The sequence below is a fragment of the Chryseobacterium sp. MMO-72 genome, from assembly GCF_037146035.1.
Taxonomy (GTDB): domain Bacteria; phylum Bacteroidota; class Bacteroidia; order Flavobacteriales; family Weeksellaceae; genus Chryseobacterium; species Chryseobacterium indicum.
This window is the reverse complement of record NZ_JBBCWG010000003.1, coordinates 358,795-379,332: the sequence shown is the minus strand read 5'-3', so window position 1 is coordinate 379,332 and position 20,538 is coordinate 358,795. Positions and strand designations below refer to the sequence as shown.

21 protein-coding genes and 1 tRNA gene are annotated in these 20,538 nt (G+C 36.3%); 10 read left to right on the top strand and 12 right to left on the bottom strand.

The window, feature by feature from the left end; translation table 11 throughout:
- Positions 1-33: 33 nt before the first annotated feature.
- The 4 genes from WFH39_RS06995 to WFH39_RS06980 all read right to left on the bottom strand — a co-directional run bounded on the left by WFH39_RS06995 (position 34) and on the right by WFH39_RS06980 (position 3,696).
- On the bottom strand, positions 34-1,191 hold the full coding sequence (locus WFH39_RS06995; protein ID WP_336689318.1) for a pyridoxal phosphate-dependent aminotransferase: 1,158 nt from the start codon (positions 1,189-1,191) through the stop codon (positions 34-36).
- A gap of 1 nt (position 1,192) precedes the next feature.
- Positions 1,193-2,278 (bottom strand): FAD-dependent oxidoreductase, encoded by a 1,086-nt coding sequence (locus WFH39_RS06990; RefSeq protein WP_336689317.1) that lies wholly within the window; start codon positions 2,276-2,278, stop codon positions 1,193-1,195.
- Positions 2,279-2,484: 206 nt separating this feature from the next.
- Entirely contained in the window at positions 2,485-3,102 is a 618-nt protein-coding gene (locus tag WFH39_RS06985; protein WP_214587972.1) for a DUF502 domain-containing protein, read from the bottom strand.
- A 12-nt stretch (positions 3,103-3,114) separates the two neighbouring features.
- Positions 3,115-3,696, bottom strand: a complete 582-nt coding sequence (locus WFH39_RS06980) for a tRNA-(ms[2]io[6]A)-hydroxylase (RefSeq protein WP_214587974.1) — start codon at positions 3,694-3,696, stop codon at positions 3,115-3,117.
- Between the two features lie 151 nt (positions 3,697-3,847).
- On the opposite strand from WFH39_RS06980, the gene WFH39_RS06975 reads away from it, so the two are divergent.
- Positions 3,848-4,090 carry a hypothetical protein gene (locus WFH39_RS06975; protein WP_235132306.1) on the top strand — a complete coding sequence of 81 codons (243 nt, stop codon included), beginning with the start codon at positions 3,848-3,850 and terminating at the stop codon, positions 4,088-4,090.
- Here WFH39_RS06975 and WFH39_RS06970 read toward each other — a convergent pair.
- The gene (locus WFH39_RS06970; RefSeq protein WP_336689316.1) at positions 4,087-5,178 is read right to left on the bottom strand and encodes an acyltransferase family protein; all 1,092 of its coding nucleotides are present in this window, start codon (positions 5,176-5,178) and stop codon (positions 4,087-4,089) included. The genes WFH39_RS06975 and WFH39_RS06970 overlap by 4 nt on opposite strands.
- Positions 5,179-5,293: 115 nt before the next feature.
- Entirely contained in the window at positions 5,294-6,181 is an 888-nt protein-coding gene (locus tag WFH39_RS06965; protein ID WP_214587978.1) for a metalloprotease, read from the bottom strand.
- Between the two features lie 182 nt (positions 6,182-6,363).
- Between WFH39_RS06965 and rplU the strand changes: the two genes are divergently transcribed.
- From rplU to WFH39_RS06945, 4 genes are all read left to right on the top strand, one after another.
- Positions 6,364-6,753 (top strand): 50S ribosomal protein L21, encoded by a 390-nt coding sequence (gene rplU, locus WFH39_RS06960; protein ID WP_336689315.1) that lies wholly within the window; start codon positions 6,364-6,366, stop codon positions 6,751-6,753.
- Between the two features lie 29 nt (positions 6,754-6,782).
- Complete coding sequence (rpmA, locus tag WFH39_RS06955) at positions 6,783-7,040, top strand: 50S ribosomal protein L27 (protein ID WP_100076262.1); 258 nt, start codon at positions 6,783-6,785, stop codon at positions 7,038-7,040.
- 203 nt (positions 7,041-7,243) lie between these two features.
- On the top strand, positions 7,244-7,405 hold the full coding sequence (locus WFH39_RS06950; RefSeq protein ID WP_214587979.1) for a bacteriocin-like protein: 162 nt from the start codon (positions 7,244-7,246) through the stop codon (positions 7,403-7,405).
- Positions 7,406-7,466: 61 nt separating this feature from the next.
- Entirely contained in the window at positions 7,467-7,652 is a 186-nt protein-coding gene (locus tag WFH39_RS06945; RefSeq protein WP_336689314.1) for a bacteriocin-like protein, read from the top strand.
- Positions 7,653-7,688: 36 nt separating this feature from the next.
- On the opposite strand, the gene WFH39_RS06940 is transcribed toward WFH39_RS06945, so the two are convergent.
- From WFH39_RS06940 to WFH39_RS06925, 4 genes are all read right to left on the bottom strand, one after another.
- Positions 7,689-10,214, bottom strand: a complete 2,526-nt coding sequence (locus tag WFH39_RS06940) for a DUF5686 family protein (RefSeq protein WP_336689313.1) — start codon at positions 10,212-10,214, stop codon at positions 7,689-7,691.
- Between the two features lie 243 nt (positions 10,215-10,457).
- Positions 10,458-10,534: transfer RNA gene (locus WFH39_RS06935), tRNA-Asn, on the bottom strand.
- Positions 10,535-10,614: 80 nt separating this feature from the next.
- Positions 10,615-11,964: an RIP metalloprotease RseP gene (rseP, locus tag WFH39_RS06930; RefSeq protein ID WP_336689312.1), complete on the bottom strand. Its 1,350-nt coding sequence runs from the start codon at positions 11,962-11,964 to the stop codon at positions 10,615-10,617.
- 104 nt (positions 11,965-12,068) lie between these two features.
- Positions 12,069-12,509 carry a DUF6646 family protein gene (locus WFH39_RS06925; RefSeq protein ID WP_336689311.1) on the bottom strand — a complete coding sequence of 147 codons (441 nt, stop codon included), beginning with the start codon at positions 12,507-12,509 and terminating at the stop codon, positions 12,069-12,071.
- A 104-nt stretch (positions 12,510-12,613) separates the two neighbouring features.
- On the opposite strand from WFH39_RS06925, the gene WFH39_RS06920 reads away from it, so the two are divergent.
- On the top strand, positions 12,614-13,366 hold the full coding sequence (locus tag WFH39_RS06920) for a nitrilase family protein (protein ID WP_336689310.1): 753 nt from the start codon (positions 12,614-12,616) through the stop codon (positions 13,364-13,366).
- 63 nt (positions 13,367-13,429) lie between these two features.
- Here WFH39_RS06920 and WFH39_RS06915 read toward each other — a convergent pair whose 3' ends face one another.
- Entirely contained in the window at positions 13,430-13,729 is a 300-nt protein-coding gene (locus WFH39_RS06915) for a thioredoxin family protein (protein ID WP_116098328.1), read from the bottom strand.
- 182 nt (positions 13,730-13,911) lie between these two features.
- Positions 13,912-15,321, bottom strand: a complete 1,410-nt coding sequence (locus tag WFH39_RS06910) for an MBL fold metallo-hydrolase (protein WP_336689309.1) — start codon at positions 15,319-15,321, stop codon at positions 13,912-13,914.
- Between the two features lie 271 nt (positions 15,322-15,592).
- Here WFH39_RS06910 and WFH39_RS06905 point away from each other — a divergent pair, with 271 nt between their 5' ends.
- The 4 genes from WFH39_RS06905 (at position 15,593) to WFH39_RS06890 (ending at position 20,390) form a co-directional block, all read left to right on the top strand.
- Entirely contained in the window at positions 15,593-17,125 is a 1,533-nt protein-coding gene (locus tag WFH39_RS06905; RefSeq protein ID WP_336689308.1) for a helicase HerA-like domain-containing protein, read from the top strand.
- A 117-nt stretch (positions 17,126-17,242) separates the two neighbouring features.
- On the top strand, positions 17,243-18,466 hold the full coding sequence (locus WFH39_RS06900; protein WP_087708492.1) for a 3'-5' exonuclease: 1,224 nt from the start codon (positions 17,243-17,245) through the stop codon (positions 18,464-18,466).
- A 246-nt stretch (positions 18,467-18,712) separates the two neighbouring features.
- Positions 18,713-19,912 (top strand): diaminopimelate decarboxylase, encoded by a 1,200-nt coding sequence (gene lysA / locus WFH39_RS06895; RefSeq protein WP_175608795.1) that lies wholly within the window; start codon positions 18,713-18,715, stop codon positions 19,910-19,912.
- A gap of 46 nt (positions 19,913-19,958) precedes the next feature.
- Positions 19,959-20,390: a hypothetical protein gene (locus WFH39_RS06890; protein ID WP_336689307.1), complete on the top strand. Its 432-nt coding sequence runs from the start codon at positions 19,959-19,961 to the stop codon at positions 20,388-20,390.
- Positions 20,391-20,538: the final 148 nt, after the last annotated feature.

Genomic DNA, 20,538 nt, shown 5'->3' with positions numbered 1-20,538 from the left:
ATTCAAATTTATTGAATCCGCTTTCATATTTTTTTAAAAACTGTTGATTATTCTGTTCAATCCTTCGGAGAGAATTTCCTGCGAAGTTGAAAAACAGATTCTGACGTGTCCTTCAGCGCCTTTTCCGAACCATCGTTCCGAGCCGGGAACTATCGCTACTTTTCCTTCTTTTAAAACATGTTGTGCAAATTCGTCGCTGGACATTCCATTGTTAATCTTAGGGAAAATAACAAATGTTGCTTCAGGATGATTAGGAATTAAAATACCCGAATTGCTAAGCATACTGTAAGCTAAATCTCTGTTGTTCTGTAAATGCGCAAGAAAATCATTAAACCATGGTTTTGCTTTATCTATAGCAACACTTGCCGCAATCTGCGACAGTGTAGAAACACCTTCGATGGTTGAATTAAACATGGATTTTTCTGTTAAATCATCCATTAATTCCTGATCGTTGCATAAAACCGCACCAATTCTCAATCCTGCAATTCCGAATGATTTTGAAAATCCGAAAACAGTAAAACTTTTCTTTTTAGCATTCTCGGAAACAGAAGAGTAAGTGTTGAACTCTTTTTTGTCGTACACAATATCGCTCCAGATTTCATCGCTCATTACCCAAAGATCATGAGCTGCCGCAATGTCTGCAATTTTCTGTAAAATTTCTTTGGAATATACTCTTCCTACAGGGTTGTGGGGATTACAGATGCTGATCAGTTTTGTTTTCGGAGAAATTAAAGAAACCAGCATTTCAAAGTCGATATCTCCTGTTTTGGAATCTACCGCGCATAATTTAATATTTCCGCCAACCGAATCCACTGTTTTTTTGAAAAGGAAATCCACCGGATCAAAAATAATCGCTTCGTCTCCCGGATTCAGCACATATTTGGCAACCATATACATTCCCATTGCGGCACTGTTTACAGCCAAAACATTTTCCGGAGTAAAGCTGCCTTTTTTTCCTGTATTAAAATGCTCTGCAACACTTTTTTTGAACTCAGGAAGTCCGGAGAACGGGCCATAACTCAAATAGCCGTCCTTAATATATTCTATAATTCCGTTTTCTATTTCTTTAGACATTCTGAAGTCCGGATCTGCTGCAGTTAAAGGGATAATACCTTCTTCCAGAGTTGCCCACCTTCCGTTGTAGGCTTTTCTTTTCAGCGCTTCAAAATTGATATCGTTGTTTGTGAACATTTTATTTATATGAAATTGGTAAGGTATTTTTAGGCTGTTCGTTCAGCGGTAAAAGGAATTGCTCCAGCAAAGCTCTTCCGTTTTTGATGTGGGTTTCGATTTCAGGCTTTCGGTCTTCTTCGTATTTTCTGAACGTTTCCTGAAGGTCATTTCCTTCGGCTAAAAGATTTGTTAATGTGAAAGAATCTTTCAACGCAGAAGTAACACCCTGACTTGTAAAAGGAATCAGCGGATGTGCGGCATCGCCGATGAAAACGACATTCTGATGGTAAAAAGGATTTAATTTTTCAAGTTCATACACTCTCCAGATATGAGCGTTTTCATAACTTGAACCTTCAATAATGGATGAAACAAGAGCATTCCAGCCGCCAAAATTATCCAGCATAAACTGTTTAATGCAGTCCGGACTATAATCTTCGTTGATGAAATGTTTGGTAATATCAAACTGACAGTACCAAAGAATTTTTGTAGAAGAAAGTTTTAAAACACCAAAAGTAAGTCCGCCGTTTTCATGATGAAATTTCAGGAAATTGCTTTCAATTCGGCTTGCGAGTTCTTCATTTTCGATGATATTTACCACTTCATTTTCCAGAACGGCCCTCATGATTTCGTCCTGAAAAATGGTTCTTCTGATACGGCTTCTTGATCCGTCTGAGGCAACGACAACGTCTGCTTCTAAAGTGTTATTTTCGTCCAGCGTAATTTGTGCTTTTCCCTCCGAAAATCCATTCAGTGCCACAGTTGAATTGTAAGAAATTTTATCTGATGGAATTCTCTTCGCAAGAATTTCAATCAAAGTACTTCTGGAAACGACAAAAACATCATCCAGATCCTTTTCGGAAAGAATTTCGCCGCTTTGGTTGTAATGGATGTATTTTTTCAGAAAACTTCCTCTGGCGTAAAGATCATTAATATCAATAATAGCTGAAAGATGCTCAATTCCTTCTTTGGGAATGATAAATCCATGTCCTTTCAGATCGTTTGGGGTTCTTCTTTCGTAGAGATGATAGTCGATATTATTTTTTTCCAAATAATTTGCCATACTCAGTCCGGATACACCGGCTCCTATGATTGCAACTTTGCCCATCTTTTTATTGTTGTTAGTTTTGTTTTTTAATTTGTAAAATTTTCATTAAAACAGAATAATCTGCGTAAATTTTTTATTTGTGAAAACAGGATTATCCGTTAATGAATATGAAAAGAATGTTTCCTTACTGCTAAAATTCAGCCCTTTGAAGGAAATGTGAAATAGATAATATCTCCTGTGATATTATTTCAGAATAAAAAGAAAGACTATTCCGGTGCCTTGAAAATATTATCATCGGAATGGAACCCCGCAACACCGCCGCTTACCGCAAATTTCATTGCAGAAGCAGCCGTCATCCCTACAACAGGTTTGATGTTTTTTTCTTCCGTAACGATTACCCAGCCCGAAATGGCATAAGAGTGGGGAAGATAAACCGCAACATAATTGTGTTTTTCAACATCAGCCATTTCTTTTTGCGTTAAAAACCCGATTCTCCATATTTCAGGATTTTCGTTGGTCTTTACCCAGACCGGATCGTTGAATTTTTTTTTGTCTCCTACGAAGGAGGACATTACGTCTTTAGTAGGGGTGTAGATATGTTTTACACCGGGTGTTTTTTCAAGAAGGCGATCCATGGAATCGAAAAAGAATCTTCCGACAACGAATTTATTTCCCAAAAAGCCTAAAAGTGCGGTAAATAAAATGGTCGAGATAAAAACAAGACCGGGAATTTCCTTTGCAACGGAAGGAATAATGTTATCAATAGACGTTACAATATACCAGATAACAAAAATTGTCAGTCCGATGGGACCGATAATCACTAGTCCCTGAAAGAAATTTTTCAGGAAAAAATTGGCAATATTTTCAAACGTCAGTTTTTTCAATCTAAATACTATTTATCCGTGGATGGTTTCTCCTTTTCCGTAAGACTTTATGACTTTTGCTTCATATTCCAGCCATTCTTCCCATCGTTTATTTACTTTTTCTTCGTCTCCAAGCTGTCTTGCAAATCCGATGAAGGTGGTGTAATGGTTGGCTTCTGAAATCATCAGTTCTCTGTAGAAAGTTTTAAGCTCCTCATCTTTGATATTCTCAGTCAGAACTTTAAATCTTTCACAGCTTCTGGCTTCAATCATAGCTGCGAAAAGCATTTTATCTACAATAAGATCGTCTCTGTTGCCGCCTTTTTGGATAAAATTCACCAGTTCATTCACATAGTCGTCTTTTCGGGTACGTCCGAAAGTATATCCTCTTTTTTTTATAATTTCATGAACCTGACGAAAATGCTCCAGTTCTTCCTGTGCGATGGCAAGAAGTTCTGTCACGATTTCCGGATATTCAGGAAGCATGGTGATTAATCCGATGGCATTGGTAGCTGCTTTTTGCTCGCACCACGCATGATCCGTTAAAATTTCTTCAATGTTTCCTTCTGCAATATTTGCCCACCTTGGATCGGTAGGAAGTTTCAACTTAAACATGTTTTAAAATTTTCTGTAAAATTAAAATAATTTGCAATACGATTAAAGTTTATTTAAAGATTCAGAACGTTGAAAAAATATTTTTCTTAATAATTTAAAAATCTTGGTATTTAATTTGTTTTCAATTAAAAACCAAATTAAAATATAAACAATGGAAACTATTACAACTTTAAAATCTAAAGCAGGGGCTTTACTTTCAGCAATTTTTGTTCTTTTTATGTCAGCTTTCAGCTTCGCACAGGAAACTAAAACGGGAGGCGGAACCGTAACAACAGAACAAACTACAACAACAACGACAGAATGGTATGCAAATCCTACTTACATTATCATCGGAGCTGTTGTTTTAATTGTAATCATCGCACTTATTGCAAGAGGAGGAAGAGAAAGGGATTAATGAGATGCAGTTTTGCTTCTTAAAAGCTCTAAAACTTTCCAACCCCATTCATCAACTTTTTTCAAGCCGGCTGAAATGATGAATGCCAAAATAATATTGATTCCGTAAATTAAAATCATTAAAATCCACCAAGGCATATTTTCTTTCATTGGAACGACTAAAAAGTAAACCAGTGAAGAGCTTATTCCCTGTGCAAAATAAAAAAATATCGCATTTTTCCCAATGTAGGTCACAATATTTTCTTTTGTGATCTTTAATCTGTTATAAAAAACAAAAAGCGTTACCAGAGAAAACAGCGTCCAGATAATATAAGGAATCTGAGGCGGAAATTTATTTTTATTGATTTTGTAAAATATTTCCGGTCCGTAAAATCCGAAGAGTCCTGCTAACGCAATCGCAACAAATCCGTATAATACAGGAACCATTCTGTCCGGAATTTTTTTACCTTTCATTCTGTTTCCAATCAGAAAAACAGTCAGGTAAAAAGCAACATATCCCACCTGTCCGGAAGGATAAATTTCCGGAAAAATATTAAATAATAAGGTCAATCCGGCACAAAGCCCAATGAACCAGTTAACATGTTTCGGAAAGAATTTTAATATTAAAACACCAAAAACGGTTAAAATATAATATACTTTTAAATACCAGAAACTTCCCATTACCACAGGAAAAGTATCTGCTTTGTTGTATTGATGAAGATACCAGTTTCCTAAATTTTCCCATTGTGGAACGGTAGAAATTTTCGTAGCTGCATAGTTTGATCCGAATGTCAGATAAAAATTCTGCAGCCATTCCAGAGAAAAGAAAGTGAGCCCGAAAACTTTAAAGAAATAATCCAGAAAGAACAGAAGGGTTACAAAAATCATATATGTGATCTGCAGTTTCAGCAGCCTGTATAATGTTTTTTCGATATTGGAACCGGATGTTATCCCGCTTAATGCGTAAAATAATGCAACATCAAATACCAAAGAGAAAACTCTCACTTCAGGCTGGATATAAAATTGCCCCGACCAGAAAGCGGTATGGATGAAGATGATGGAAATGGTAGCCAGTCCTTTTGCGAAATCAATATAGAGGTCTCTGTTCATTTTTTTTGATATGATGTTTCAAAAGTAATAAACTTTAAGAATATGCAGACAAATAAAAAGAGACAGGAATCGTGTCCCTGCCTCTTCGAGAAAGATATTTCCAAAAAATGATAATCTATTTCAGGTTTTTAAATTCTTCGGCAGAGATTTCTCCGGTCTGAATTTGTTTAAGCTCCTCAAGATACTGCTGCATATAAGCATCAAGTTCAGGATATTGCGTATTTTTTGCCATTTTGTAAGTTCCGTTCAGTACTCCCTGATAATAATAGAAGAAGTTGTAGTCGAAATCTGCAGCAGTAAGGCTGTACTGCCCCAGTAAAAATCCTAAACGGACAGCAGATCTTCTCTGTGCAGGAGTTCCGTGGTGACCCGGACTTGTAGTCTGGTAATCGCCAATGCTTTGTGCAAATTCGTAAGCGGCTGCAATCTGCGTAAAGCTTGTCTGGTTGTATCCGTTTGGCCTTCTCAGATAGTATCCTGCAAAGCCATCTGCTTCCAGTTCGTTTGGTCTTGCTGTGGATTCTGTTACCGTAGGCAGTCCAAAAATGTACTGAAGCTGATGTCCGTACTCATGAGCAAGAATCATCGCGTTTACAATATCTCCGCCTTTTGCTTTTGCATCGTAATAAATAGCGTAGCCGTAATAGATTTTTCCTGTAGAATACGAAATTGCATTGTAGGTAGAATTAAAGTTCGAAGGATCGTTCACGAATCTCAATGTAGGATTGCTTCTTCCCCACATGCTGGCAATTTTTGTCATCTGAGAATTCATAAAATTAGTGTCTGTAGAATTCTGTAATGATGTAAGCAGTACAGATGAAGAACTCCAGTTGTTATCTACATAATAGCAGACTTTCTCCAGACCATTCGGTTGTTCCGGTTTTAAGCTTTCTGCCTTTTGCTCCTGTTGTACAGGTGTTTCCATGGTGTCGTCGTTACATGCTGACAGAGAAAGTGCAGCAATGGCTCCCAAAAGAATCGGGAATTGGATTTTTCTTTTCATATATACAAATATTTTGGTGAAAACGAAGATATAAAATAAAACGGAATTTCATATCACTTTATTGTGAAAAAATATTCAAAACATAGTTAAAATTTTATTTTAAAAAAGATTGAATTGAATTTGAAGAGATTAGAAAATATTTCTTATATTTGCACCTCGAAATAACTAAAAATTTATAAACAATGTTTGCAATTGTAGAAATAGCAGGGCTTCAATACAAAGTTGAGCAAGACCAGAAGTTGTTTGTAAACCGTTTAAAAGGAGATAAAGGAGGAAAAGTATCTTTTGATAAAGTACTTCTTACTGTAAACGGAGCAATCACGGTAGGCGCCCCAGCTGTAAGCGGAATCACTGTAGAGGCAGAGATCCTGGATCATTTAAAAGCTGATAAAGTAATCGTTTTCAAAAAGAAAAGAAGAAAAGGTTACAAAGTGAAAAATGGTCACAGACAATCATTAACTCAAATTCAGATTACTGGTATTACAGGATTTGAAGGAGCTAAAAAAGCAGAAAAACCTGCTAAAAAGACAACTAAAAAAGCTGACGCTGAAGCAACTGAAGGCGCAGAATAATTTTTTAAACCAAAAAACCTTAAAATAAAATGGCACACAAGAAAGGAGTTGGTAGTTCCAAAAACGGTAGAGAATCTCACTCTAAAAGATTAGGTGTAAAGATTTTCGGCGGTCAAGAGGCTATTGCGGGTAACATTATCGTTAGACAAAGAGGTACTCAGCATCATCCAGGTGCAAACGTGGGTATCGGTAAAGATCACACTTTGTTCGCATTAGTTGACGGAAAAGTAGTTTTCAGAAAGAAAGCAAACAACAGATCTTTCGTATCTGTAGAAGCAAACGCATAATATATAAGCGTTTTATAAAAATTAAAAGCCTTGGCAATTTTGCTGAGGCTTTTTTCTTGTGTCCTGAAGTGAGGAAAAGTTAAAATTTTTATATTTATTCAATTTAACGGGAAATATTTATATATTTGGTAACTATCAAATAACTAATATATTGCGTAAGCCGAAAAGCATACAGAGTAGGCGACAAATTAAACCAAACTAATATGAAAAATCTAAAAAAATTAACAAAAAGACAGCTTAAAACAATTGCTGGAGGAGAAAAATGTCCTGCCTTAGCCAGTTGGTGTTCTGAATGGTGTACTTGGACGGCATGGCAAAAAGCACATTGCCTGAATGCGGTAATTGATACTCCTTGTGATTGCTAAACTTAAGAATTCAGGCCTCTTTTTTGAGGCTGTTTTACCAACTTTATAAAAATCTATAACTATGAAAAATTTAAAAAAAATCCAAAGACAGGATCTTAAAAATGTAATGGGAGGAGCATCTCCGGATCAGGGATGCTTACCTTGCGATGTGTATTGTAGACTTCCGGAAGGACAGAGACCGCCATGCAAAATTGTTTACATTGTAGCGCATTGCAATAGCTGTAAAGATTATCCTGTTGAATCTTAAGAAAAAAACTCCTTCGCACTGAAGGAGTTTTATATTTTAAAAGCCGACTTGAAAACCTGCTTTAATTCCGAAAGTTGAAATATCCGGTCTGTTGAGGTAATTTCCGCGCCAGTTGAAATCTACTCTGAAAATTCGAAGGTTTCCGAAACCGATATTTTCGATTCCGAAACCGTATTCATAATAAATATGCTCACTTGGAGCAGAATATTTGAATCCTTCCACATTAATCGTTTTAGAAGCGTCGCTTAATGTTCCGTAAGCTCCTCTGATGAAGGCAATCTCTCTTAATTTTAATTTTTTGATCAAAGGAATATAAGAAAGGATTTTCCCGTTAAAATGATGCTCTAAATGAAGCGTTGTATAGGTATCTGCCACAAATTCATAGTAATTAAGCTGTGCAAATGTATTCTGAGCGAGACTGTATGACTGGTTTCCCGGAATTACGTTCTGTAAAGCCAAGGGAACAGTATTGAAATTCTTTCCAGCCTCAAAGCTGACTACTGTTTTTCCCCAGCTTCCGATCAGAAAAGGCTTATAGAAAAGGAACTGCAATTTGTTATAATTAAAATCCGACCCGAATAAACCTTCAACACCTTTTGTGTATTTCAGGACAATAGTGGGGGCAAGAGTTCCGTGTTCGTGTCTGTCTATTCCGGTCTGGGAAAATTTTGCACCCGGTCTTGCGATTAAGCTTAATGTAAAATGCGAATCATTGGTTGTTTTTCTCAAATCTCCGTTTTTGTAATACATGAGATTAAATCCTTCGGGATTTGCCGATTTAATGCTTTGCATGGTTCCGTCTAATCTGATCTGGAAATTTTTCCAGGGCTCGATAGAAGTAAATACATTCGTCTGGTTTATCGAGCTTAGTGAAGCGTTTTCTCCTCTTGCAAAAATCGTTGAAGAAGCAAACGTTCTTGCCATAATTCCATCATCATTGGTCAGCCGGACACCAAGCTGTAAAATATCTCTTCTTGTTCCTGCTCCTACCGTAAAACGGTTTACTCTGTTAAACATAAATCTTCCTTCAACACCATATTTTACCTGTTGGTCTTTGAATCCATAAGCGGTGTAAAACTGAACTCTCCAGGGATCGTTCCGTGTGAAATATGTTCTTGCTCCAATTCGTATCCGGTCGCCTTCTACCTGGTTTTTTCCATACACAGAAAAAATAGGACCTAAATCAATACCTTTTGTAATGTTATAATATCCGGAACCCAGCGTTTCGTAAAGTTTTACAATACGGTTAAATTTTGGGGTCTGCTCAAGCTTATCAAGCATATCATAGATGCCCTGCTCACTTTTTGACAGGGAATCTGGTCTTGCTTTTACCCAATATGCATCATCTTTTTCTACAAATTTGTCATTGTATTCCTCTTCCGTTCTTTTAAAAATTTTGTCTTCAAGCGGTTTATTAAACTGGTATTCTGAATAATCTACAGATCTTTTGGCAATAATACTTTTTGAAGTTTTCTTTTTTGAAAAAGGAGTCATTTCAATTTCTGTAACAAATTTCCTCGGCAAAAAAGTATTTTCGTCGGGATTGTCATATTCCAGTTCTGTAGAAATTCCGTTAATAAAATTTACATTAATTTTTTGAGTGGATTTTAAGGTTGCACCCAAAACCGCATAACTGTCTGTATCAATATAAAGATATCCCTGAAAAGCTAAAACTTCTGTCCTTTTCGGCTGATATCGGATTTTGAAAGCATTTTCTCCGCGTATGGAAATAGTATCTACCAGATTATAATCATACGTACTGAAGCCTGTTTCTCCGGCAGGACTTGGAAATCCGATGTCGAAATAATTTAAAGTATTATCATAAATATTGATGTCGCGGTAAAGGTTTTTAGCCATCAGAGTAATGATCTGGTTATCCTGAAAACCTGATGTTTTCTGTGCTGTGAGAAGCCTTTTTGTACGTTGGGAAGGTCTGTTTTCTCCGTAATTTTCATAAACGGCTTCATTGAGGAAAATAGGAAGTGCTATTTTTCCGCTTGCCGTGGAATCTTTATAATCAAAAATGAATTCAAGTTTATTGAAGATTTTTCTCTTCATGAATGCACTGTCCAGATTATTGGCATCAAACTGAATTTTCTCGTACTCTTTATAGGTATAGGTGTCGAATTTATCTAAACCGTTGTTTCTCTTCCGTTCCCAGACTTTCTGCATGATTGCGTAAGCGGGATTTTCCTTTTTGTTTTTATATTTCGGTTTTTCGTTATGAATAACAACTTCCTGTATACTCCCGACTTTTTCCTGAGCCAGTTTCACAAAAATATTGCTGGCATTCTGTGGAGTTACATCAACACTTTCTAAAGAATAATTTTTTCTTAAAAATCTGAGTTTATAAATCAGGCTGTCTGACTGTACGGTAAATTTTCCGGAAGTGGTTGTAAGAGAGGGGTTTTGATTTTCATTAATGAAAATATCTACTCCCGAGACCTCCTTATTGGTCTTTGCGTCTACAATTCTGCCGTTTGCCGAATTTTGTGAGTATACGAGATCTGCAAAAAATAGAAATAAAAAGAGGGAATAATATTTGGAATTGTTAATTAACATTTGTTGTTTCTTCAAGCTATTTGCATAACAAAAAGTATGCACTTTTATTATAAAAAAATAAATATTATTTAAACTTTTAATGGTTTAAATACAAAACTGTAAATGTAATGAAATAACATCATCGTTTTGACGGTGTTATAGTTATTGTTTTGTTAAAATATGATGATTTTTAAAAAATTATTTTTTAATGGTATGATTCCAAATCGCAGAAATAAAAAAGACCTACATTTCTGTAAGTCTTTTTGGCTCCTCCTGCTGGGCTCGAACCAGCGACCCTCTGATTAACAGTCAGATGCTCTAACCAACTGAGCTAAGGAGGAATGTCCTTTGTTTTAAGTGGTGCAAATATAGGACGAATATTTATACCCTGCAAATATTTTTTTAAAATTTTGTAAAGATATTATAATTTCCCCGCGAAGATCTTGAAGATGTCGCTTCCAAAGATTACTAACATCAAGCCTAACAGGAAGATAACACCAATCGTCTGTGCATTTTCTAAAACTTTCTGAGGAACAGGTTTACCCACAATCATCTCATAAAGAGTGAAAATAACGTGTCCTCCATCCAGTCCTGGAATAGGAATAAGGTTTAGGAATGCCAGCCAAACCGAGAACATCGCAGTAAAGCCCCAAAATGCAGCCCAATTGATAGAAATTTCTCCGTCTGCATTTTTATCTACCGGCATATTTTTTACAATCGCAATCGGTCCTCCTACATTTTTGTATCCCTGAATTTTAGAGTTAAACATAATTTTAAACTGCTTCACCTGCATCGTTAAAGACTCAATAGATCTTTCAAAACCTCTGGGAATAGATTCCCCGAAAGAATATTTTTTATCTGTAATGAAGTTTGCTAATGCTTTCTGATCTACACCAACACCTAATTTTCCGTTTTTGTCAACAGATGCAGCAATTGTTTCGGGTTTTCCGTTTCTTACAACTTCTATGTTTACCGTTTTTCCTTTGTTTTCAGATAAAGAAGAACTTACTTCATCAAAATAAGGAGTCTGTTTTCCGTTAATCGCAACAATTTGGTCTCCTTTTTTAAGCCCTGAAGCCTGAGAAACAGGAGTTGCCAGAGAATCGATAATCATAGGAAATCTCGGCGTAATGTAAAGTTTAGCCTCTCTTTGTTTTAAAACTTCTGCAACGCCATCCTTATTAACAGGAAAAGTTACTTCTTTCCCGTTTCTAAGTACCGTTACATTATCTCCTAAAAGAATATTAATGGAAGCATTTTCCAGTCTTTCAGCGGGTTTTCCATCGATATTAATGATCTTATCACCATTCTGGAAACCCATTTTTTTCCCGGCTTCTGTAACTCCTATTCCGTTGTTGAATTTGGTAAGATCTGTGTATGTTTCACCGTTAAAAAGCGAAAGACACGAGTAAATTAACCAGGCTAAGAAAAAGTTAACTGTAACACCGCCTAACATGATGATCAGTCTTTGCCAAGCCGGTTTTGCACGGAATTCCCATGGTTGTGCAGGTTGCTTCAACTGTTCGGTATCCATGCTTTCATCCACCATTCCGGCAATTTTTACATATCCTCCGAATGGAAGCCATCCGATTCCGTATTCCGTTTCGCCAATTTTCTTCTTGGCTAAAGAAAACCACGGATCGAAGAACAGATAGAATTTTTCAACTTTGGTTTTAAAGTATTTGGCGGGTAAGAAATGCCCAAGTTCGTGTAGGATAACCAGGATAGAAATGCTCAATATAAATTGAAACAGTTTGATTGCTATTTCCATTAATGCTTTTTATGTTTAATTTGCAAAGGTAACAATTATCAAAACTATGCCAAATAAAAAAGCTTCCCGAAACGAGAAGCTTTGTCATATAATGGGATGATTTATTACAAATTAATCGAAACTCCGAGACTGCCATTGTTGCCGACTTCTGCAAAAACGCCGATTCTTTCAGTAAAAAAGTACCTCGCTCCGATATGGGCTCCCAATCCAAAACTGTTTCCTACAACTCCTACATCTGCTCCGGGATAAATATCGAGTTTTTCAGGAAGCTGTAAAGCGTCTTTCAGGTGGAAATTGATTCTTCCGAATACAAAAGCACGGTTTTTATCATCATTATTCTTATAATTATCAAAATAAATGTTCAATCCGGCTCCTACGGAAATTAGTTTATTCAATCCATAGTCATAAGTTCCGGTAACTCCTGTTCCGTAACCCCATGCGCTGAGTCCGGCATTGATTTTCTGATCTCCTTTTCCTGTCCATGCCTGAGCATCGGCAAATGTTCCCGCAAGCATAAGAATAAACATAAAAAACAACTTGTTCATAAATTTTACTTTTTACTAATTTTTATCGATTAAATATTCGCAACAAAAATAAAACCGAAATCATTGAAAAATCGTATTTTTAGGGAAGTTTTTTAACAAAGTTTATGAAGATTACAGGATTGAATTTAGATATTATCTGGAAAAATAAGGCAGAAAACTTTAAAATTATTGAAAAGGAATTGCAGAATCAGGAGGCAGATCTCTTTCTTTTGCCTGAAATGTTTTCCACAGGGTTTTGTATGGATGCATCCGAAGTTTCCGACAGAAATCTGGAATCACGGGAATTTTTAAAAAAAATGGCGAAGGAAAAAAACGCGGCATTCTGCGGAAGTGCTCCGGTTGAGGAAAACGGAAAGTTCTACAACAGAATGTATTTTGTGCAGCCCGATTCTCAGGTTGAATTTTATGATAAAAGACATCTTTTTTCTTTTTCGGGGGAAGATAAAGTGTACACTCCCGGAAAAGAAAGGGTGATTGTAAATTATTTAGGTTTCAGAATCCTTTTGCAGGTTTGCTATGATCTTCGTTTTCCGGTTTTTGCAAGAAATAATGACGATTATGATGCGATCTTATATGTGGCAAACTGGCCCGAAAAAAGAGTAGGGGCTTGGGAACATCTGTTAAAAGCGAGAGCTATTGAAAATCTGTCTTTCGTTTTTGGATTAAACAGAATCGGAACCGATGGAAATAACCTTTTTTATCAGGAAAGTTCTCATTGTTTTTTTGCAGACGGAAAAGAAATTTCACAGAAAAACGGAAATCTTGTAACGGCAGAATTAAATTTAGAAGAACTGAAAGATTTCAGAAACCATTTTCAGTTTTTAAATGATCGCGATTCTTTTTCAATTGAATTTTAAAGAAAGGTTTAATAGTTAAAATTAAGGCTAAAATATTCTCAATCTTAGCCTTAACCTTTATTTTTATGCATACTGCTTTAGAAGCTGAGTCAAAGTATTCACATCATGAACACCGCTTTCTTTCCACAGCATTTCTCCCTGTTTGAATATGGCTAATGTCGGAACACCACGAACACCGTACTGATTGGCAAGAGCAGGATACTGATCCACATCTACTTTAATAATTCTAGCTGCAGTTCCTATATTTTCCTTTACCGTATTCAAAACAGACGACTGTACTTTGCAGGGTTGACACCAGGTTGCAAAAAAGTCGATAAGAACAGGTCTTTCGGAATCGATAATTTCCTGAAATGCTTGAGACATTGTTGTTGGTTTTTATTAAAAAAGAAACACTTTAGTTTAATAATCCGAAAAGCTTACTATCTAAAATCACTTAAAAAAATCGAAGGTTACCGAAAACTTTGTGCTGTTAAATGTTTTTCAGTCAATAAACTAAAGTGTCATGACTTTATATTTAATACAATGATAATTTCAAAAAAGAGGTATTATATTGTTTTTGACTGACATACAAAATCCGAAGTCGGGAATTTCTCGGTTTTCTTAATTGCGCCGAAACCTCCTTCTATTTCAGTAAAGTTTCTGATTCCGTTGGAGTTAAGGATGCTTGCTGCAATCATGCTTCTGTAGCCTCCTGCACAATGAAGGAAAAAATGCTCAGAATCATCAATCCTGTGAACCCAGTCGCTGATTACGTCCAAAGGTTTGTTGTAAGCATTATCAATATGTTCGGCAGAATATTCCGAGATCTTACGAACATCAATTACTTTTGAGTTTTCATTATAAAGTTCTGCAAATTCTGCAGAAGAAATTCTTTTAACCTCATCCGTTTCTTTTCCGCTGTTCTTCCAAGCTTCAAAACCTCCTTTAAGATAGCCAAGAACATTGTCGAATCCAACGCGGCTCAGTCTTGTGATGGCTTCTTCTTCCATGCCTTCATCTACAATAAGCAGTAAAGGATGCTTTACATCCACAATCAGAGTTCCCACCCATGGTGCAAAATCTCCTTTTAATCCGATATTTACAGAATTCGGAACAAATCCTTTATAAAACTCTCCCGGACTTCTTGTATCTAAAATTAACGCGCCTGTTTCTTCTGCAAATGCTTCGAAATCTTCAACGGAAACCGCCGTTAAACCTTTATCCATTACCGAATCAAGACTTTCATAACCGCCTTTGTTCATGGCAACATTCATCCCGAAATATTTCGGTGGAGCCGTTAAACCGTCTAAAACTTCACGGATAAAAGATTCTTTATCAGGCTGATTTAAAGCATAGTTTGTTCTTTTTTGATTTCCCAGAATATCAACTGTTTCCTTCTGCATATTTTTTCCACACGCAGAACCCGCTCCATGAGCCGGATAAACCGTGATGCTGTCATCCAAAGGCATAATTTTCGTGTGAAGACTGTCGTACAAAATCCCTGCAAGATCTTCCTGAGTAATACTTCCTGCTTTCTGGGCAAGATCCGGTCTTCCCACGTCTCCTAAAAATAAAGTATCTCCTGTGAAAATGGCTGTTTCAACTCCGTTTTCGTCAATCAGAAGATAAGTCGTGCTTTCCATCGTATGACCGGGTGTATGAAGAACTTTTATTTTTATTTTTCCTATTTCAAAAATCTGATCGTCTTCTGCAATAATAGCTTCAAACTCAGGCTGAGCGGTAGGTCCGTAAACAATAGGAGCGCCTGTTTTCTTGCTTAAATCCAGATGTCCCGAGACAAAATCTGCATGAAAATGGGTTTCAAAAATATATTTTAAAGTTACATTGTCTTTTTCCAGACGATCCAGATAAGGCTTTACTTCCCTTAAAGGATCGATAATTACTGCTTCATTTTCAGATACGATGTAGTACGCACCCTGAGCCAGACATCCCGTGTATATTTGTTCGACTTTCATTATGTGATTGTAACCGTTTTAATGTTTTATATTTGAAATACAAAAATCGTGTTTATTTTTTTAAATACCATCAAAATAAAAAATGGATACTGATAGAATAAATCTATAAAGTTTTTATTTGTTCTAATTTACGATTTCCTGTCTGAAAATTCCTGAAAGAATTGGGGAATTTATTGATTATATGAAATATTTCACAATGGAAATTAATTTGATGATTCATCGTGGTCAGGTTTTACAAAAAACTTTATATTTATAGGTTAAAAAAGAGCAAATGGCAGACAAAACACAATTCATTGAAGAATTAAATGCGAGATACACTCCCAAAGGAGATCATATTATATTAGGAAAAGGAATGCTGGATGGCGAAGTCGTTCCTGAAGTTAATGTTACCATTCCGTTAAAAACCATCAACCGCCACGGATTAATTGCCGGAGCAACAGGAACCGGAAAAACAAAAACATTACAGGTTTTCGCAGAACAGCTTTCGCATCAGGGAATTCCGTCTCTGGTTTTGGATATTAAAGGAGATTTTTCAGGGATTGCAGAAGCGGGAACTGAAAATCCTGCGATTCAGGAAAGATATGCCAAAACACAGCTTCCATACAATCCACAGGCTTTTCCGGTAGAATTAATGACCATTTCCGGCGAAAGAGGCGTGAAGCTGAGAGCCACCGTTACAGAATTCGGTCCGGTTCTATTAAGTAAAATCTTACAGTTGAATGATACTCAGCAAAGCATCATGTCGATTGTATTTAAATATTGTGATGATAAAGGTCTTCCGTTGATTGATCTGAATGACCTGAAAAAAGTGCTTCAGTACGTCACAGAAAATCCACAGGGAAAAGCTGAACTTTCTTCCAATTACGGTTCGATAGCTTCTGCTTCTCTGGGCGCGATTTTAAGATCCATCGTTGCTTTGGAGCAGCAGGGAGCTTCCAGTTTCTTTGGAGAACTGAGTTTTGATGTTCACGATTTACTGGAAACAAGAGACGGAAAAGGAGTAGTAAACATTCTTAGAGTTGCAGACATTCAAAGCAAGCCGCAGTTGTTTTCAACATTTATGCTTTCGCTCTTTGCGGAAATCTACATGACCTTTCCAGAGGAAGGCGACAGTGGAAAACCGAAGCTGGTTTTGTTTATCGATGAAGCGCATTTAATTTTTGATGAATCTTCAAAAGCTTTGGTCTCGCAAATTGAAACCATGGTAAAACTGATCCGTTCAAAAGGAGTCGGAATTTATTTTATCACGCAAATTCCGGGTGATGTTCCCGAATCTGTGCTTTCTCAGCTCGGTCTGAAAATTCAGCACGCATTACGAGGGTTTACCGCTAAAGATAAAAAAGAAATCTCCAAAGCAGTAGAAAATTATCCGACCACAGAATTTTATGATGCTCCAACGCTGATCCAGAATCTGGGAATCGGTGAAGCTTTCGTTACCGCTCTGGATGAAAAAGGAATTCCAACACCGCTGGTTCATACTTATTTAATTTCACCGGAATCAAGAATGGACGTTCTGAATGACGCGGAAATTTCAGATTTAACAAAAAGATCAGCTTTGGTTGCCAAATATGAAAAAGTAGTGGATAACGAATCTGCATATGAAATTTTGGTGGGCAGGATGGAACAGGCTGCACAGGAAGCATCGCAGACTTCTAACCAGAAAACAAAACCGGTAAAAGAAGAACCCGGAATTTTCGAGCAGGTTTTACAAAGCAGGGCGGGAAGAACATTTACCAGCACACTGATGCGCGAAGGCGCAAAAGCAATTCTGGGAATGCTTGGTCTGGGAGGAAGACGAAGATAAATATTTTTATTATTTTAGCAGAATTGCCTTATTCCTATTCATTTATTGGCATAAGTTATGTTTCCAGATGTAAAGGAAATAAATCGTTAATCTAAAAAGAAGTTGTAAAAAATTTAAATGTATTCAATAATAGACATAGAAAGTAATGGTGCAGGTTACAGGAAAGAATGCATTATCGATATTGCTGTTTACCGATACGATGGTCAGAAAATTGTAGATCAGTTTATCTCATTGGTAAACCCCGAAAGTGATATTACCCCTTTTGTGCAGAAATTAACCAACATTACCCCGAAAATGGTTAAAACTGCACCAAAATTCCATGAAATTGCGCGTAGAATTGTTGAAATTACGGCAAATACAACTTTGGTAGGTCATAATATCGATTTTGATTACAGAATGCTTCGTCAATCGTTTCAGAGGTTAGGTTATGAATTTAAAATCAATACTTTAGATACAATTCCTTTAGCTAAAAAGCTGATTCCGGATGAGGTAAGCTATTCTCTCGGAAAACTCGTAAAATCTTTGGGAATACCTTTAACCAATCATCACAGAGCGGAAGGAGATGCGAGAGCAACGCTGGAATTATTCAAACTTCTGATTTCAAAAGACACAGAAAACGAAATTATTCAGAAACAGCATGATGAAACCAATTCCAAGACTTACATCAACAAAATCAAAGAATTAACGCAGGATCTTCCCAATGAAAAAGGCTTTGTGTATTTTCAGAATGAAGCGGGAAAGATTATTTTTTCCGATCATGTTCAGGATATTAATAAATTTTCAAAAAAAGTTTTTAATTCCAAATCTAAAAAGTGGGAAACCATTCAGAAAGACGTTGAACAGATCAATTACGAACTTACAGGAACGGATATCATTGCCAAACTAATTCTGAATTCTAAAGGAATTAAAAAAAGAGAAATTCTTCCATTCGGTCTGTATTGCAGAAACGGAAAATACGTCGTGGAAAAAAACAAGCTGAATAAACTGGAAAAACCGATTTTAAAATTCAGGTCTTTTACACAAGGCTCGAAAGCGGTACAGTTCATCGGAAAGTTCGAAGAATATAATGATATAGAGGTTTTTAAAAAGAAAATCGAATTCAGAAAACGAAATGAACTTTGGTTAGGACAAGGCAGAAAACTGGGTGAAAAACTGTTTTTGATTATCGAAAACGGAAAAGTGGTTTCTTACGGTTTTTATGAACTGTTTACGCAGATTCAGACCTTAAGCAAGCTTAATAAATTAAAGATCGATCTGCTTTCCCAATCTGCAGACCTCGTTAATGAGCTTCAGCTGGCTTTGCTGAGAGGAGATTTTGAAACCCTGCCATTGCCAAAATAATAGAACACGGCTGAATCTGAAAGGAATCATTTTAAAATCAGTTTTTTAAAAGTAAAAAAGAATTAGTATTTTTGTAAAAAATTAAAGAAAGCAATGCTAAATTTTAAACAACATAAAACCGGTAAAAAGGGAACTGTAAAGTTCTCTAAGGTTTGGAATGTATAAAGAGTTGTATTGCATAAAAAATAATGTTAATGGCAGACTCTTTTTCCGAAGAATCTGCCTTTTTTATGCTAAAAAGAAATTATGAATTCAAAAGAATTATTAAAGATTGCCAATGAGTTTGGCACCCCGGTGTACGTTTATGATGCCGAATCCATTAAAACACAATACGAGAAACTTACCTCTTCTTTCCTAAAACACACAAAGTTTTTCTACGCAGCGAAAGCACTTACCAATATCAACATCCTGAAGTATGTGAAAAATCTGGGAGCTTCATTAGATTGTGTATCCATCAATGAAGTAAAACTGGGATTAAAAGCAGGCTTTACGAAAGAAAAAATACTTTTCACGCCCAATTGTGTGGATCTTGCCGAAATTGAAGAAGCGATGACTTTCGGGGTGCACATCAATATCGATAATATTTCTATTCTGGAACAGTTCGGGAACAAATACGGAAATTCTTACCCGATTTTAGTAAGAATCAACCCGCATATTTTTGCCGGCGGAAACTATAAAATTTCTACAGGACATATCGACAGTAAATTCGGGATTTCCATCCATCAGGTTCGTCATATCGAAAGAGTGATGAAATCTACCAACCTTAATGTGGAAGGTCTTCATATGCACACCGGAAGCGAGATCAAAGATCCGGATGTTTTCCTTCAGGCTTTGGAAATCATGCTGGAATTATCCGAACATTTCCCGAATCTGAAATATCTGGATATGGGAAGCGGTTTCAAAATTCCTTATCAGGACACGGAAGAAGAAACCGACGTAAAAACATTAGGAAAAAAAGTGGAAAAAGTAATCTCCGAATTTTCGAAATCAACCGGAAAAAAATTCGAATTATGGTTTGAACCGGGTAAATTCCTTGTTGGAAAAAGCGGATATTTACTGGTGAAAGCCAACGTAATCAAACAGACGACAGCAACAGTTTTTGTCGGGGTGAATTCAGGATTCAACCACCTCATCCGTCCGATGTTCTACGATTCTTACCATGTGATCGAAAATTTATCGAACCCGAAAGGAGCGGAAAGAATTTATACTGTGGTAGGAAACATCTGCGAAACGGATACTTTTGCATGGGACAGAAAGCTGAATGAAGTAAGAGAAGGCGATATTCTGGCGTTTCACAATGCAGGAGCTTATGGTTTTGAGATGAGTTCCAACTTTAATTCAAGGTTAAAACCTGCCGAAGTTCTGTTTTTAGACGGAAAAGCACATCTCATCAGAAAAAGAGATGAATTCGAAGATCTTCTGAAAAATCAGATCGAGGTATTGTAGATTCTTAAAAAAGGCTTAACTTTATAAAACAAAATAGTAATAATTTATGAAAAAAATATTTTCAGTTTTGGCACTAACAGTTTTTGCCTTTTCATTTTCCCAGACGTATGTAAATGTTTCTTCGGTTAAAAATCAGATAGAAAATGTTTACAAAGGCGGACAGGAAAAATTTGAATATGATCTTACCAATAATTTGAGATATACAGCAAATTCATTTCAGGCAAATGGTGATTTTACATTGAATTTTAAAGTAAATGAAAAGGGAGATATTACCGATGTTAAACTTTTACCTGAGCTTTATGATAAAGGATTTGAAAGAGAAGTGAAGAGAGATTTGGGCAGAATGAAAAAGCATTTTGCAGTAAATAAACCTGAAAATGTTTCCGTTAGATTAAGTTTTGGAAGAGATTTGAAACCTTCAGATGGCAGATTGGCGTTTCAGGGAAGAGACTCTTTTGCGAATCAGAATACAAAATAATCCGGCTCGAAGATATATGGAAGCTCCGCATTTTTTGCGGAGCTTTTTTATTGTTTTTTAATATTTATTTTATGCTCTTGGCATAATCTTTACATCTCTACATTATCAGTACATTCCAAAATATTTCTGAAACAACAACACTAAAATA